This is a genomic window from Bifidobacterium colobi, assembly GCF_018555455.1.
GTDB lineage: Bacteria > Actinomycetota > Actinomycetes > Actinomycetales > Bifidobacteriaceae > Bifidobacterium > Bifidobacterium colobi.
Genome location: NZ_JAFEJU010000003.1, coordinates 315,443 through 332,478, shown reverse-complemented (window position 1 = coordinate 332,478; position 17,036 = coordinate 315,443). Strand labels below are relative to the sequence as shown.

The 17,036-nt window shown below is 58.1% G+C and carries 6 protein-coding genes; 3 read left to right on the top strand and 3 right to left on the bottom strand.

The features are described from left to right. The first annotated feature begins 146 nt into the window (after positions 1-146). Positions 147-2,555: an anaerobic ribonucleoside-triphosphate reductase gene (nrdD, locus tag JS530_RS05955; protein WP_214376266.1), complete on the top strand. Its 2,409-nt coding sequence runs from the start codon at positions 147-149 to the stop codon at positions 2,553-2,555. Positions 2,556-2,712: 157 nt separating this feature from the next. Beyond that, positions 2,713-3,420 carry an anaerobic ribonucleoside-triphosphate reductase activating protein gene (nrdG, locus tag JS530_RS05950; protein ID WP_214376265.1) on the top strand — a complete coding sequence of 236 codons (708 nt, stop codon included), beginning with the start codon at positions 2,713-2,715 and terminating at the stop codon, positions 3,418-3,420. Positions 3,421-3,464: 44 nt separating this feature from the next. On the opposite strand, the gene JS530_RS05945 is transcribed toward nrdG, so the two are convergent. Next, a complete protein-coding gene (locus JS530_RS05945; RefSeq protein WP_214376264.1) occupies positions 3,465-4,829 on the bottom strand; it encodes an ATP-binding protein in 1,365 nt (454 codons plus the stop codon). A 684-nt stretch (positions 4,830-5,513) separates the two neighbouring features. Between JS530_RS05945 and JS530_RS05940 the strand changes: the two genes are divergently transcribed. Beyond that, on the top strand, positions 5,514-10,751 hold the full coding sequence (locus JS530_RS05940) for an acyl-CoA dehydratase activase-related protein (protein ID WP_240541111.1): 5,238 nt from the start codon (positions 5,514-5,516) through the stop codon (positions 10,749-10,751). A gap of 87 nt (positions 10,752-10,838) precedes the next feature. Here JS530_RS05940 and lnbY read toward each other — a convergent pair whose 3' ends face one another. Further along, on the bottom strand, positions 10,839-11,669 hold the full coding sequence (gene lnbY / locus JS530_RS05935; protein WP_214376263.1) for a lacto-N-biosidase chaperone LnbY: 831 nt from the start codon (positions 11,667-11,669) through the stop codon (positions 10,839-10,841). Positions 11,670-11,826: 157 nt separating this feature from the next. After that, on the bottom strand, positions 11,827-16,773 hold the full coding sequence (lnbX, locus tag JS530_RS05930; RefSeq protein WP_214376262.1) for a lacto-N-biosidase: 4,947 nt from the start codon (positions 16,771-16,773) through the stop codon (positions 11,827-11,829). Between the last annotated feature and the right edge of the window lie 263 nt (positions 16,774-17,036).

Below are 17,036 nucleotides of genomic sequence, written 5' to 3'. Positions count from 1 at the left end.
TGGGGTACTAGATATAGGGGTGGGGTTGCCGTATTGTTCTAGAGGTTCAAGAAAACGACACCCATGTAATTTTGCTTGGCTGGCGCAAGCTCGGCCAAAAATGAGTGTCGGTGAGTTGTTATTCGTAGCGATGAAAGGGGTGCCCGATGGGCGCACAGGTGATGGAAGAGACCGCCACCAATCATGAGGCGAGAGGCGCTGTCCGTGGTGGCGTGGTGCTCGTGGAGAAGCGTGATGGTCGCGTGGTCGATTTCGACCCAATCAACATCATCTCTGCGGTCAAGTCTGCCTTCAAGGATCTTGATAAGGAAGTCGGTCCAGAAGAAGAGGCCATGATTCGTGGCTTCGCCAATCAGGTTGAAGGCGAGATTAAGGAACGTTACGCCGGCCCCGCCAAGATCGAGGATATTCAGAACCTCGTTGAGCATGCCCTGATTGACGCTCACCTGTATGACGTGGCTCGTGCATACACGAACTACCGCCTGGATAAGGACATCCAGCGCGCCAAGGCCACCGACGTGAACGAAGCCGTGGCTCGCTTCATGAACCACGATCCATCGCTGATTCATGAGAACGCCAACAAGGATTCCAACGTTTACGCCACCCAGCGTGACCTGCTGGCCGGTGCGGTGTCCAAGGCCGCGGCCTTCAACATGCTGCCTCCGGCGGTCTCCAACGCGCATATGAAGGGCGACATCCACTTCCATGACGCCGATTACTCGCCGTTCACCGCACAGTCCAACTGCAGCCTTCCGAACTTCTGGGACATGCTGGCCAACGGCTTCACCCTCGGCAACGCTCCGATGGCATCCCCGAAGTCCATCGCCATCGCCGCCACCCAGATCACCCAGATCATGAAGGACGTGGCCTCCAGCCAGTACGGTGGCCAGACCGCCAACCGTGCCGACGAGCACCTGGCTCAGTACGCCAAGAAGGATTACGAGAAGTTCCTCGAGGAAGCCCGCGAAACCATCCCGGACGGTATGCCGGTCGAGTTCGCCCGCCGTCAGGTGGAGAACGCCAAGAAGAACGAGCCTTCCAAGCTGCACTTCGGCAACCGTGCGCCACTGCCGATGGACACCCCGTTCCACACGGATGTCGACGAGCTGGAACAGGAGCGCGAGATCCTCGCCAAGATCCGCACTCGTAAGGCCATCTACGACGCCATGCAGACCATGGAGTACCAGATCAACTCCAACCGAGTCTCCAACGGCCAGACCCCGTTCGTCACCGTGGGCTTCGGTCTCGGCACCGACTGGTTCTCCCGTGAAATCCAGCGCGCCATCCTGCTGAACCGCATTCGCGGCCTCGGCAAGGAACACCACACCGCCATCTTCCCGAAGCTGGTGTTCACCATCAAGCGCGGTGTGAACTGCGATCCGAGCGACCCGAACTACGATCTGAAGCAGCTCGCGCTCGAATCCGCCACCAAGCGCATGTATCCGGACGTGGTGTTCTACGAGAACATCGTCAAGATCACCGGCTCCTTCAAGGCTCCGATGGGCTGCCGTTCCTTCCTGCAGGGGTGGATCAACCCGGAGACCGGCAAGGATGAGGAAGACGGCCGCATGAACCTCGGTGTGGTCACCGTGAATGTGCCGCGCATCGCCATCGAATCCCATGGCGACAAGGAACGCTTCTGGAAGCTGTTCAACGAGCGCATGGAAGTGGCCCACCAGGCCCTGCAGTTCCGCATCATGCGCTGCAAGGAAGCAACCCCGGTCAACGCCCCGACCCTGTTCCGCTTCGGTGCATTCGGCCGCCTCGGTGCCAACGACAACGTGGATCAGCTGTTCAAGAACGAGCGTGCCACCGTGTCCCTCGGCTACATCGGTCTGGCGGAAACCACTGCGGTCTTCTACGGCAAGAACTGGATTCGCGACCACGGCTGGGATCCGGAAGGCAAGGAATTCGCACTCTCCATCGTCAAGCGTATGAACGAGCTGTGCAAGCAGTGGAGCAAGGCTGAGGGCTACCACTACTCCGTGTACTCCACCCCGGCGGAATCCCTGACCGACCGCTTCAACCGCATGGACCGCGAGAAGTTCGGACGTATCGAAGGCGTGACCGACCACGACTTCTACACCAACTCCTTCCACTACCCGGTGTGGCTGCAGCCCACCCCGATGGAGAAGCTCAACTACGAGAAGGACTTCCCGTACTACGCTTCCGGCGGCTTCATCAACTACTGCGAGTACCCGTGCCTGCAGGACAACCCGAAGGCGCTCGAAGCCGTGTGGGATTACGCCTACAACATCGGCATCGGCTACCTCGGCACCAACACCCCGATCGACCACTGCTTCGTGTGCGGCTTCCAGGGTGACTTCGAGCCTACAGAGGAAGGCTTCAAGTGCCCGGAGTGCGGCAACTCCGATCCGGACAAGTGCAACGTGACCAAGCGCACCTGCGGCTACCTCGGCAGCCCGGTCCAGCGCCCGATGGTGCACGGCCGCCACGAGGAGATCGCCCACCGTGTCAAGCACATGAGTGGTGAGACCGGTCACGTGACCTTGAACGATGGCACCACCCGCGAATGGTTCGAAGAGGCTAAGTAATCGTTAGCGTGGGGCGAGGGTCTCCCTGATATATTGTTCGACACACTCAAGGCCGTTCGGCCGAGCTTACGGTCTTACAACACATCGGGGAGACCCTCACTTGGCTTCCAGCTCAACGTTACAGTTAGACAAAAGCGGAAAATGGAGGTTATTCGTGATGCGAGAGCCCAAGCGTCATGATTTTGCGGCGGGGGAGACGGGGCGCGGGCCGTCTGTCCCTTCCCACGGGCTGGCCAATGATCCCAAAGCCGGCCAATGGGATGGCCGCCGCATGTCCAAGCGCATGATCGCGGACTACAAAACCTTCATCGTGACCGACGGTGAGGGCGTGCGCAACTCCCTTTATGTCTCCGGCTGCCCGTTCCACTGCGTCGACTGCTTCAACTCCTCCATCTGGGTCTTTCAGGCCGGCCACGAATACACGCAAAAGCTCGAGGACAAGATCATCGACGACCTCAAAGCCCCATGGGTGCAAGGCATCACCTTCCTCGGCGGCGAACCCCTGCTTAACACCCCCGTGCTGGTGCCGCTCGCGCAACGCATCCGCCGTGAATTCGGCCACGAAAAGGACATCTGGTGCTGGACCGGATACACATGGGAGGAGCTCATGCGTCCCGGCGAAACACCAGACAAGCTTGAGCTGCTGCACCTCATCGACATTCTGGTCGATGGCCGCTATTTGAAGGACCAGAAAGACTCCCTACTGCAATTCCGTGGCTCAAGAAACCAGCGCATCCTCGACGTGCCGAAGTCCCTCGAAGCCGGCAAACCCATCATTTGGGCCAAGCTCCACGACCAGGAGCGCGATATCCCCGAAATCTATCTGAAGGATCGCGAGGCCGGCGAGGGCAGCCAAGCCTCCTGAAACGGGACTGTTAGGTGTCATACTAGGCGTTGCACATAGACGAATCAGCCATTCAGAGCGCTGAGATCTACAGTAAAAGGCATAGAAGCAGGTAGCCGTTCAGGCTTGAGGAACATAGTCATATAGAGAGGCATATAAGTGATTGGGCCATCTTGTCGGATGTTGCCTTTGCATAACACCTGCGCTTGTTTGATGCCCCATTCGTCCACGGCGAGGATATTGTTCAATGCCTTATATCGTGTCCAGTCATTGCCGGATTTGACTTCTATAGGGATAATTTCGGTACCCGATTGAACAACGAAATCGACCTCGCCGTATCGCTTAGCGTCGAAGTAGTGCGTTGTGAAACCGTGAGCAGTGAGCTCTTGAGCTACCACGTTTTCTGCGATAGAACCTAAGTTCATGTCCAGTTCGCCTTGCAGCAAGGCAAACTGGACGTTGCTCATTAATGCGGAGCACAACAATCCAGTATCGTTCATGAACAATTTGAATAAGCTATGCTTTTCGTTTGCCTCCAACGGAGCTGTTGGAGAGGACACGTTATAACAAGGAAGGGCTACTCCAGCATCGGCGAGCCAAAGAAAGCTGCTGGCATATCGGTTTTGTCTGGCGTTTTTGTTCAAGTCAGCAAGTACAAACCGGCGGTTGCGATCGTCAAGTTGGGAAGGTATAGCGTCAAAGATTGCGCGGATTTTAGTATGGTCTGCTTTACTGGAGTATTGAGCGATATCGAGACGATATAGGGCGAGTATGTCCCGCTGCAACTGTGAGACTTGCGCGATGTCGTGTGTGTCTACATATCGTTGGACGACTTCGGGCATTCCTCCGACTACTACATACAGTTGGAATAGGCGCATCATTGTTTCATGCATGGAGTCATTGATTGGTCGCTTGGTACGAAAATGTTCGTGCAGCAAGTCGATTGTTTCAGGCTGAACACCATTGGCTAGGCAGAATTCCTCGAAATCCATAGGGAACATGCGATATTGCTCCTCGAAACCCACCGGATAGGAGGGAACCTCTTTCACTCGTACTCCGAGTAGAGACCCAGTTTCGATGTAGTCAAAACGGCCATCCTCAACGAGGAACTTGATAGCCGTGCGGGCGCGAGGACATTCTTGGATCTCATCAAATAGCACAAGTGTATTTCCCGATCCCAGCGGCTTACGCAGATAAGCGGTCAGGTTGGCAATGATGGTCTGTGCATCCAATGGTCCATTGAAAATCATTGAAGCTTTTGGGTCAGTCAGAAAATTCAGTTCGGCAAAATACTTGTAATGCTGTTTTGCAAACTCACGCACTAATGTGGTTTTGCCGATTTGCCTTGCTCCGGTGAGCATCAATGCGTGTGAGGAGGCACTGTTGGTTTTCCATTTCAGTAATCTGTCCCATGCCTTGCGATATAGCATTATTACCTCCAACCACGAATTGTCACGTTTTTCCTAATTATATAAGATTATTTGTAACGTTTTTCTGGGATGGCGTATCATCTTCTGTCACGTTTTGCTTGAAATCATTACTTGGCGTTAATGCCATCGTCTCGGTACTGATTGGCGTTGTTGCGCAACAGCCCCGAAATCTATCTGAAGGATCGCGAGGCCGGCGAGGGCAGCCAAGCCTCCTGAAGCATCCGTATGTACGCGCGATTGACGTGTACTGCGCATACATACGGACGTTTTGGGCGGTAAAAATGGCCGTATGTACGCGCATGGTTCGTGATTTGCGCGTACATACGGAGGTTTTGGCTGTGGCAATGACAGTAAGTACGTGCAAGGTACCGCATGGTACGTGCAAGGTACCGCATGGTACGTGCAGGGTACGCTCAAGGTGCGCGCATGGGTATGGATTGCGCGTACTTATGGATGTTTTGCATACGTAACCAACAATATCTTGAAAATGTTGGAAAACATGCTTTCCGTGAGCGAAATCACGATAACGGGTGCCATGTTGGGCAGGTGGTCAGACTAAGCTAACCCGAAGAAGTAGCCGGGCGAAGCCGTCCGCAGGGTGCCTGCCAGCCGTCCGAGGCGGTTCTTGGTTCCTTGTGACATGTGAGCGGCGATTATCCCGGAGGCCGAAGCTAAGAGGAACACATGGTTGATACCGCATCGAACGTGACCACGGACGCAACCCGCACTGCCTATGCAGATACGCAGGCGAATGCGAACACCGCGCCGGACGTGAATGCGGCCGCAGCAGCCGTATCTGGAAACGTCAAACCGTTGCGCGTGGGCTTGGATATTGGCTCCACCACGGTCAAGGCGGTCGTGCTTGATCAATCCGACTCCCTGAAATCCACGCTCTTCTCCGATTACCGCCGCCACCATGCCAATGTACGCGCCACCGTGGCGGGCCTGCTCGTGGACATCCACAAGAAGCTCGAGGAGCTTGGCCGCGGCGACGAGCCGATTCGCTTGGCCATCACCGGTTCCGGCGGTCTGGCCTTGGCCGACAACATGCACGTGCCGTTCATCCAAGAGGTCATCGCCGAAACCGAAGCTATCGATAAGGAATACCCGCAGGCGGACGTCATTATCGAACTCGGCGGCGAAGACGCAAAGATCACCTATCTGAAGCCGACTCCCGAGCAGCGTATGAACGGCTCCTGTGCAGGTGGTACCGGTGCGTTCATCGATCAGATGTCCACGCTGCTGGACACCGATGCCGCAGGCCTCAATGAGATGGCCAAAAGCTATGAGAACCTGTACCCGATCGCATCGCGATGCGGCGTGTTCGCCAAAACCGATTTGCAGCCGCTCATCAACGATGGTGCCGCCAAGCCGGACCTTGCCGCCTCCATCTTCACCGCAGTGGCCACGCAGACCATCGCAGGTTTGGCTTCCGGCCGCCCAATCCACGGCACTGTAATCTTCCTCGGTGGTCCGCTGTTCTTCATGTCCGAACTGCGCGCCGCATTCCAGCGTGCGCTCGAAGGCAAGGTGGACGAGTTCATCGTGCCCACGAACGCCCACCTCTACGTGGCCTATGGCGCCGCATTGCAGGCGGACACGGACTCCGACGACGAAGGTCACCATTTCGAAGCGCACACCTGCGCCGAAATTCTGAAGCGTTTGGAAGAACTGAAAAACCTGCCTTCCAATACGCCCACCATGCCGCCGCTGTTCCCCACGGAAGCCGATCGTGAGGCGTTCAACAAGCGCCACCATAAGGAACACATCCACATCGGCACGCTCGAAGGCGCCCACGGCCCACACTTCCTCGGCATCGACGCAGGCTCCACCACCATCAAGGCCACGCTCGTCAACGACGATCGCGAAATCGTGTGGTCGTCTTACGCCAACAACGAAGGCAGCCCGCTGACCGCCGCCATCAACATCGTCAAGAAGATTCAAGCCGAACTTCCCGAAGGCGCATGGATCGCACGCTCCTGCGCCACCGGCTACGGCGAAGGCCTCATCACCACCGGCCTGCACTTGGACGAAGGCGTAGTGGAAACCATGGCCCACTACCGCGGCGCCGAAATGGTGAGCCCCGGCGTTACCGCTGTCATCGACATCGGCGGCCAGGACATGAAATACCTTGCCATCACCGACGGTGTGATTGATTCCATCGCCGTCAACGAAGCCTGCTCCTCGGGCTGCGGCTCATTCCTGCAGACCTTCGCCATGTCCATGGGACTGACGATCCAGGAATTCACGCAGAAGGCGCTCGCCTCCACGCATCCGGTGGATTTGGGCTCCCGCTGCACCGTGTTCATGAACTCCTCGGTCAAGCAGGCACAGAAGGAAGGCGCTTCGATCGAAGACATCGCGGCCGGCCTGTGCTATTCCGTGGTGCGCAACGCCCTGTATAAGGTCATCAAACTGCGTGATTCCGGCGAACTCGGCGACACCGTGGTGGTGCAGGGCGGTACGTTCCTCAACGATGCCGTGCTGCGCGCCTTCGAACTGCTGACCGAACGCGAGGTCACCCGACCGAACATCGCCGGTTTGATGGGTGCGTTCGGTGCCGCGCTGACCGCCCGCATGCACTATCAGGATGAAGCCGACCACCTGGACGTGGTGGTCAAAGCCGATGGCTCTGAAGAGGAACAGCAGCCGGCCGAAGCTGCAACCAATGCCAAGACAGCCGATGCCAAGACAGCTGACAACAAGGCAAGTGCTGATCAGGCGGACGGCTTCAAGAAGACTGCTGCAGCCGGTGCCACGGCAGCGGCCGATCCGGAAATCCACACCGTGATCGTGGATGGCGTGGCGCATACCGCCAGCTCCATCCTGACCGGTGAAGCGCTTGACAACATGTCGATGACCACCGAGCGTGACGTGTGCAAGCTGTGCCAGAACCACTGCAAGCTCACCATCACCACATTCTCCGACGGCTCCCGCTTCGTGACCGGCAACCGTTGCGAGCGCGGCGGCGACGCCAAGAAGAAGCGTTCCGATCGTCCGAACCTCTACGACTACAAGTACAAGCGCTGCTTTGCCTACCGTCGCCTTACCGACAAGAAGGCCACCCGCGGCGAAATCGGCATTCCGCGTGCGCTCAACATGTATGAGAACTACCCGTTCTGGTTCACGTTGCTGACATCCCTCGGCTTCAAGGTGATGATTTCCGGCCGCAGCTCCCACGAGCTGTTCGAAACCGGCATCGAATCGATCGCCTCCGAGAACATCTGCTATCCGGCCAAGCTGGTGCACGGCCACATCAAGTGGCTGCTCAACAAGGGCGTCAAAACCATCTTCTACCCGTGTGTGAGCTACGAGGAGAATCTGGTTCCCAACACCGACAACCATTACAACTGCCCGGTGGTGGCCAACTATCCGTTGGTCGTGGGCGCGAACATGCCCGAACTGCGCGATCCGAGCGTGCGGTACATGCACCCATACTTCAACCTCGCCAACCATGAGCTCATGGTGGATCGTATTGTCGAGGAATTCGCATGGGCCAACGTGACCCGTGAGGAAGCCGAGACCGCAGTCAAGGCCGCCTACGCCGAAGACAAGGTGTTCAAGCACGACGTGCAGCAGGAAGGCCTTGCGGCACTCGCCTACATGAAGGAACACGGCTGCCGCGGCATCGTGCTCGCCGGCCGCCCGTACCACATCGACCCCGAAATCAACCACGGTATTCCGGAAACTATCTGCTCGCTGGGCATGGTGGTGCTGTCCGAGGATTCCATCTGCGAACTGCAGCCGGGGGAGAAGCTCAACCTCACCGCGTTCCTGGCCGAAGGCGAACAGGACCCGCGCTCCAAGAACGCGGCTGGATTCCGTCATGTGGGCGATCGCACGGTCACCAAGATGCCGTTGCGCGTCACCAACCAGTGGGCCTACCATTCCCGCCTGTACGCGGCCGCGCACTTCGTGGCCTCCTATCCGGGACTCGAACTCGTGCAGCTCAACTCCTTCGGTTGCGGCCTCGATGCCATCACCACCGACCAGGTGGCCGAAATCCTCGCCGACAAGGCCGACGTGTACACGTTGCTCAAGATCGACGAAGTCTCCAACCTTGGTGCCGCCAAGATTCGACTGCGTTCGCTCAAGGCCGCAGTCGAAGAACGCGAAGCGAACAAGGCTCGCGAAGCTGTTGCGGCTCAAGCGGAAGATCAGGCAGCAGTCAAGGCTCGCGAAGCCGCTAAAGCCAAGGCCGAGGCTGACTTGGCCGCCGCCAAGGCCGCGCTCGCCGAAGCACAGGCCGCTCTCGAAGCCGCCGAAGCCAAGGTCAAAGCCGAACAGGCTGATTCCGCCCAGGGGCAGAATGCTCAGACTGCTGCCGGACCGAAGCCGATGGGCTTCCGTAAGACCGGTTCCAAGGCACCGACTCCGGGACGCCAGGTATTGCTCGACACCACGATGGCTTCCAACCCGAAGCTCACCAAGGCCATGCGCGAAGCCTCCAAGAAGGCCGCGCAGCGTGATCTCGATGCCGCGGTGAACGCGAAGAACGTGCTCGCGGGTTCGAACGGCACGGTTGATCAATCAACTTCCGGGAAAGCCAAGTCCGCCAAGAAGAACGCGCACAACAACGCCACGATGAGCCGTTACGCCCATCGTCAGAAGTTCTTGAAGAACATGAAGCGCGACTACACCATCGTGGCCCCGCAGATGAGCCCGATTCACCTTTCGCTTGTGGAAGCGGTTATTCGCTCCGGTGGATACAAGTTCGACGTATTGAAGCACGCCAGCCGCGGTGACGTGGAAACCGGCCTGAAGTACGTGAACAATGATGCCTGCTACCCGGCCATCATGGTGATTGGTCAGCTGATCGACGCGATCTTGGAAGGCAAGTATGATCCCGATCATGTGGCATTGGCCATCACCCAAACCGGTGGCATGTGCCGTGCGACCAACTACTTCGGTTTGATCCGCAAGGCGCTGATCGACGCCGGATACCCGCAGATTCCGGTCATTGCCATCTCCACGCAAGGCTTGGAGGATAACCCGGGCTTCAAGGCCACGGTGCCGATGCTGCACCGCGCCATCAAGGCACTGATTCTGGGCGATCTGCTGATGAAGTGCCTCTACCGCGTGCGCCCATACGAAGCGGAGAAGGGTGCTGCCAATAAGCTCTACGAGCAGTGGGACACCATTGTGCGCGAAACCATCGAGCATCATGGCTATTCCAAGACCGCGGCCAAGACCCCGTGGCTCAAGAAGGGCTACCTGCCTTACGGCACGCTCGCCAAGGAGATCGTGAAGTCCTTCGACGCACTGCCCCTGAAGGACATTCCGCGCAAGGTGCGCGTCGGCGTGGTGGGCGAGATCTTGGTCAAGTACCAGCCCGACGCGAACAACCATGTGGTGGACGTCATTGAATCCCAGGATTGCGAGGCCGTGGTGCCCGGCATCATGGAGTTCATGACCACGCGTCCGTATATCACCGACTGGAATGAGAAGAACCTCGGCATGGGCGGCAACCAGCAGCTGTACGCACTGATGCGCTGGGGTCTTGACATGTACAATGCGCCGATCAAGAAGGCCATCGCACTGTCCCACGGCAAGTTCAAGCAGGATGATCCGATGCCCGAGCTGGTGCAGAAGGCTGGCGAAGTCACCTCCATCGGCGTGCAGGCCGGTGAAGGCTGGCTGCTGACGGCCGAAATCCTGGAACTCATCGAACAGGGCTGCCCGAACGTGATTTGCGCGCAGCCGTTCGCCTGCCTGCCGAACCATGTGACCGGCCGCGGCATGTTCGGCAAGATTCGCCGACTGCATCCGGAAGCCAACATCGTCTCCATTGATTACGATCCGGGCGCTTCCGAAGCCAACCAGCTCAACCGCATCAAGCTGATGATCGCGGCAGCCAAGAAAGCGCATTTGGCGAAGTTCTCCGAGGCGGGGGAGCCGCAGGGCTTCACTTCCGCGGACTGATGCGATGAATATCGGCTGAAAAACGTTGTGGGTTCTTTCCTTGCGATCTGCGAGGAAAGAACCCACATTGCTAAGAGGCGCAAGTGCCTATCGCTTTTCGACCTGCTGAAGCGTGAACTGATAGAGCTGCTTCCAAGGCACGTTGGCTTTGATTGCATCGGCCTTGGTCTGCACCAGGGCATCGTACCGTTCGGAGCGCATTTGCGCTTTGACATTGCCGAGCACCTGATCGAGCGGGGCTTTGCCGTCCACGCCTTCGACTGTCCAATCATGGGCGTCGTAATAGGCCTGCACTTCCTCGTCGGTCAAGGACATGCCGGGATTGGACTCATCGCCCGTATAGCTGTTCTTCAATGCGCTGGTTTCGTAGCTGATATACGAGTCAATATCAAACGTGGTGCGCCCATAGACGATATTGCCGTGAGCCTTGGCGGACGCATTGTTCCGTTTCACGTTGTTCATACGCTGCACGATGGCGGCGTATGAGTCATCATCCACAAGTCCCTGTTTCACGCCGATGAGGTACGCGGCATGGCGTTTCTTCAAGGCTTCCACTGTCTGCCGGGCAAGCCAGCGGTACGGTACCTCTCCGTCATAGTCGCCGGTCCACCCAGCCGAACTGAGACTCACGCCATACTGCTGCTTGAAATGGTTGAGCGCGGCTGCACGCTGAGTTTTCAGCGCTGTGACATACTCCTGCGGCGCAACAACGGTGTTGCCCAACGTAATAGTAGGAAATCCGCTGGCTGAGGTCGCATCATCGATTGCCGCAGTACCATCGGCGGTCGCAGCGTCGTCGGTACCGTTGCCGGAGTGCGTCACATAGGCGATGGCGAGCCCGCCAGCCAACGCCAGAACAAGTACGGTTGCAATAATGCCGATGACGACATGGTGGTGCGGATGATTCATGCGATTCATGCTAGCTGTTTTCTTCGAATCCATAGGATATGAACATTCGTGACATGCGCTGCGGTGCTTTCGCGGCAGTATGCGCGAAAGCACCGCAGCATGCAGTTGTGTAGCGGTTGCGCGGGCGGCTGCAATCGACCATCCGATGCAGTCGCCCGCAGGGCAATCACTTACGATGGCGGACGGCCATCGCAAGGCCAAGCCCGGCCAGTGCAGTCAGCACGACTGTAATGGCCGCAGCCGCAACACTGGAGCCGGTATTGCTCAGCAGCGGTTGGCTGCCGTTCGGCTTGGTGGTCGGCTCGGTCGGCTTGGTGTCAGGCGTCGGCTCAGGATCCGGAGTCACCACCTTGGCTGCCACGGCGAACACGACGGTCGCCGCGTCAGTAGTGCCATCCTTGTAGGTGACCGTTACCTTGGCGGCGCGGGACTGGCCATAATCCACCTCGCTCGGCGTGAAGGTCACGGTACCATCCTTGGCCACGGTGAAACCATCGCCGGCAATGCCATACGTAGTGCCTTCAGGAGCTTCGGAAGCCACGCCGTCCTTGGTGAACGACACTGCTGCAGTAGCGGCCTTACCAACCGTTGCCTCTACAGCGGCTGGATAGGAGGGCTCATACTGCTCATTGAGCTTCTGCACTGGTTCGGGATCCGGCTTCTGGGCCTCATCCAAGGCACCGATGGCAGCCTTCAACTTATCCAGTGCGGTCTTGACATCATCTTGAGAAGCATCGGCATTGTCGAGCGTCACCTTGGCGGCATCGCGGGCTGCCTTGAACTTGGCCCAAGAATCCGGCGTGTACTTCGACTCGTCAAGCTGTAGAGCCTTCTCATATTCGGACTTGAGCTCATCCTTATTGACTTCCGGCTTCGGCGCTGTGCCAGCCACATAGTCAATAACCGGACTGATATGCGCAGACGGCTTGTTCATGCCGCTTGCGGCTTCCGCGGTAATGCGAATCCAGTCGCCCTCGTTGACGGTGATGGTGCCATGTTCGCTGACGCACTGTGCAAAGTCAGTGGACTGCTGCTGGGAGACGGTGAGATCAGCCGAGCAGATCTCCTCATCGTTGTGCATCAGCTTGACCGTAAGCGCCTTGCCGTTGTTTCCGGTTTGACGCAGATACGGTTCGTCATCCTTGATGGTCACCTTCACCGTGCCCGACTTCGGAGCCTTCCAAGCCATAGCGGCACCACCTACGGAAGCAGGAGAGTCGCTGATCAGACCATGAATGGCACTGCGGTCGGCGGGAAGATTATGGCTACCGAAATCAACACCGGGACCATAGTAGGTTTCGTACATCCAGTTCGGATACGTGCCATCGAAACCAGTGATGTTGGCCCAATCGCTACCCTGAGCAGTCTGGCGCTGACCATACCAGAGGGGACCCTGTTCGTTGATCTTGAAATCATCGACCCAGTTCCAGCTGGTCTTCGCAGTCACCACATACTCATCGGCCACCGTGGAGCCGGCAACGGAAATACGCAGCACATCGCCTGCAGCAAGGTTCTCGGTACCATCGAGCGCCTTGCCAGCACGGTAGACGACCTTGTCTGCGTCAGCCGGCTCGGAGCTGACCTTGGCGAGCAGCTGGGCAACGCTCATCGGACTATCGCTGGAGATAGGTGCGTAGATGACCTTCGTGCCGTTCACGGTACCGGTTTCCAGCTCGGACGAGCTGAGCGAAGCCGGCTGCTTGACGGTGAACGTCACACTGGCGCTCGCAGTACCCTGCGTACCCGGATAGGTTACGGTCACCGGCACGGTCACGGTTCCAGCGGTCGCGCCGGCAGCCAGCGTCACGTCACCGGTCTGTTCGTCGATGCTCGCGCCCGCAACAGTGCCGTCAAGGGAGAACACGGTACCGGTCGGCTTCGCAGCCGCGGCGCCATCGGACTTGACGAAGAAGCGAGGCGAGCGCGTCGTGGCAGTCGCACCAGCGTTCATCGCAACATTCGTATAGCGCACGTCATAGCGCTGCGCATACGACTGAGCCACGGTGAACGTGATCGTAGCGGTGCTTGAAGAACCATCCGCATACGTGACGGTAACCATGCGAGTCACCGTTGTGCCGTACTGGTCAGCGGACGGGGTGAACGTCGCCACACCGGTCTTGGCATCAAGGGCAACGCCATCGCCATCAGCAATAGCGAACGAAACACCCGCCGGAGCGTTCACGGTCTTACCATCCTTGGTGAAGGCGGCCACAGCCTTGGCCTGAGCGCCTACGGTTGCCGCAACGGAATCATAGGAAACCGTATACTGCTTGGCTTCGGCTTCGGCCGGCGGCTCGACATCCTCATAGGAGATGACGGGGCTGATGTGCGCGCTGGACTTGCTCATGCCGGTTTCGGCGTCGGCGGTGATGCGAATCCAGTCGCCCTCGTTGACGGTGATGGTGCCATGCTGGGTGACGCATTGCGCGAACTCAGTGGACTGCTGCTTGGATACCGTGAGGTCAGCCGAGCAGAGTTCCTTGTCGTTGTGCATGAGCTTCAGCGTCATGGCCTTGCCGTTGTTGCCGTTCTGGCGCAGATATGGCTCATCGCTCTTGATGGACACCTTCACCGTGCCGGCTTCCGGTGCCTTCCATGCCATCGCAGTGCCACCTGCGGCGGCCGGATCTTCGGCGATAAGACCGTGGATGGAATCGCGCTGGTCGGCGGCAGGCAGCTTATGACCATTGGTGTTGAAATCGTCATAGTCCAAGCCGACGCCATAGTACGTGTTGTAGCTGGTCTGAGGCCAGTCGCTGTCGTACGTGGTGATGGTCTGCCAAGCGCCGCCCGCACTGGTTTGACGCTGTGCCTTCCAATCATGGTCGGCGGTGCCGTGCTCATAATCGGCGACCCAATCCCAGCTGATGCGCTGCACAATCGTGTAGTCATCGGTGGTTGACGAGCCATCGACCGAGAAGCGCAGGATATCGCCTTCCTGGATGGCTTCGGTATCCTCCAGCTTGGTCAATGCCGCATCCGGGCCGGCCACGAGGGAGAACAGCTGCTTGAAAGCATTCGTGGACTTGCGGTAGACGGCTTTGCTCACACCGTTGTCGGCGGAAACATTGGCCAGCAGTTCCTTGACGGTCACCGGATTCTTATCGGTGAAGGTCACGTACATGACCTTCGTACCGTCAACGGTAGCGGTCTCGTACTTCGAGGAGGTCATCGAGGCCGAGGCCACGCCGCTTTCCACGGCACCCAGATCGGGCTTGCCCTTGATGCTGTTGCCGAAGAAGTCATGCTCCACGTCGTAGTCGTTGAGATCGGAGACAACCTTGCCGGCGTTGATGGCAGGGGAGTTGGTGGTCGGCTTGTAGCCGTCGAATGCGGTCGCGCCACCCTTGCGGGAGTAGACGGCGCCGGAAGCCTGTGCTGCAGTCGGCGCGGAACCCGCATCCTCGAGCACGTCGGCCACATCATCGGCGACGATGGCATGGGCATCGGAAGCCGGCGTGTTCGCATAGTTGACATACAGGTTGTTGTCGTACGTCTGGCCACCGTACTGGTTGCCGCGGTTCCATGTTTCCGTCTTCTTCTCGCCGGTGGCGTTGATGAAGATGTTGTTCTCGAACTGGGCCTGCGAGTTGGAACGATTGGTCAGTACCTGACTGTCCTTATCCACGTACACGGTGTTGTTGTAAATATGATTGCCGGTGCCGTTGGATGGTAGATCGAACACGCCGCGCTTGTCGTTTTGCGAGATGTTGTAGCGGAACGTGGTGTTGATGGCGAACCAGTTGCAGATCATCAGCGAAGCGAAACTGTTGCCATACGAATAGTTGTATTGGTACAGCGTGCCGTCGCCGTAATCGGCATCCCATGCCTGACCGTCGCCATTGCCGTGGTCGGCGTTGAGATTCGAGTACATTTCGTTGTACTGGAACACGGGATCCTTGCAACGCCACGGCCAGATGCCGGCTGCGACTCGACCATAGCCGACGCCCGCATTACCGCTGTTGTTGAGCACATTGGCCGTGTAATCAACCGTATTGATGTGCTTGGAGACGCGGTCGCCAACGTTGTGCTGAATGATTGGACGGTCGCAGTACATGGTGGTGATGGCATCGCCGCCGGCGCCGATAATCGTGTTGTTTTCGATGAGCACGTTCGTTGCGCCGTACTTGGCGATCAGATCGTCATCGATGGTGCCGTCGCCGTAGTCGAAATCATTCTGCCAACGCGATGACTTGTCGATGTAGTTGAGGTATGCGGTGTAGCCCACGGCAATGCCCCAACGGTCGACGTCCTTGACGGTGCTGTTGCGGATGGTGATGTGGTCGAAGCGTGAGACATGCTCTTTAAGCCATGCGTCGTCGGCCGCTGACGTGCGTTCCTTTGGCAGATGCGCCATGAAGTAGATGCCGCCGTTGGCCATGTGCTTGTTGTACAGGTTGCCGTCCACGTCATGGATGTTGAGGTTGTCGAGCGTGACATGGCTCATCGTACTGCCGTTTTCGGCAATGCCGGCCACACCGGTGCGATCCATGCGGTCGGCGCTGCGGTCAAGGCTGGTGCCGTCTGAGTCGGCGGTGTCCGTCCACTGCCAGGAGTCGATGGGATCGTAGACGTTCTCGTCGTCGTTGGTGATTTCCAGATTCGAGACCGTGATATAGGAGACGTCCTTGAGCAGCAGTGTGGTGGATACGGTACCGCGGGTCTTATGGTTGCCCACATTGGCACGGTAATCCTGATACCACTGGCTGCCTTCCACGCCATTGGAGGCGATAAGCGGCTTGCCTTCGGCCGCATCGCCATAGGCGGAGATCGTAATCGGGGCGTTCGGCGTGCCGGCGGTATTGCTGATATGCAGCCATTGGTCGTTGAACTCGGAGCCGTACTCCAGCAGGACGCTGTCGCCCGGCTCAAGGTCGGAGGCGATTTCGTTCACCTTGGTGAGTGTTTTCCAAGGGCTGTTCTGGCTGGTGCCGGCATTGGCGTCATTGCCGTGTTCGGATGACACGTAGTAGGTGGTGCCCTTGGAGGAATCCTTGGTGTTGGTGGTCTGCTGCGCGAATGCCGCCGTTGGTGTGGCGAAGGCGAGCGCAGTTCCCAATGCGACTATTGCCGCAATGGTTTTGGGGCCATGCCCAGAAGTGGGCAGTGACATATCTTCTTCCTTTCATATGGACGCCCTGCTCGTGTAGATCGAATGCAACATTGCTGTGGCCCGCGTTGTGGGTGAACTTCCTTACTGTGTGCGATGCGGGAATCGAGGATGGATATGAGGTGAAGCAGGGCGTCGGTATCAGCTACGTTGCCGATATATGTAAATGAACTTTACAAATAATTGAGTATAGCGGAAACTACGTTGTCCCGTGTTCTCGGGTGTTTCGGTGCATGATGGTCTGCTGCGGCATGATGGTCTGCTGC